Origin of the sequence: Methylobacterium sp. E-016, assembly GCF_022829745.1 — a bacterium.
Classification (GTDB): Bacteria; Pseudomonadota; Alphaproteobacteria; order Rhizobiales; family Beijerinckiaceae; genus Methylobacterium.
Genome location: NZ_JAKSYF010000149.1, coordinates 1 through 331 on the forward strand (window position 1 = coordinate 1; position 331 = coordinate 331).

The 331-nt window shown below is 65.9% G+C and carries 1 protein-coding gene; it reads right to left on the minus strand.

The window, feature by feature from the left end; all coding sequences use genetic code 11:
- Nucleotides 1-326, minus strand: a 326-nt coding sequence (locus MKK68_RS21905) for an SDR family oxidoreductase (RefSeq protein ID WP_244032926.1), incomplete at its 3' end; no start/stop codon positions are given.
- Nucleotides 327-331: the final 5 nt, after the last annotated feature.

Genomic DNA, 331 nt, shown 5'->3' on the forward strand with positions numbered 1-331 from the left:
ACGTTGACGGCGCGGTCGGCATCGAACACCGACAGGTAGACGACCCGTTCGATGCCTGCGGCGCGCGCGGCGTTCAGGGCGATGATCGCCTGGGTGAACTCGTCACCCGTCACCGCATTCAGTAGAAACAGCGTGCGGACCCCGGTGAAGGCGTTCCGCAGGGCGTCGAGGTCGAGAAGGTCGCCTTTCGCCACCTCCACATCGCCGTTGAAAGTGGTTTTCGCCGGATCGCGGGTGAGGACGCGCACGCTCGCGCCGCGCTTGGTGAGCTGCTCGACAACGTTGCGGCCGACGCGGCCGGTGGCACCGGTAATGAGGATGGTCATTGGTC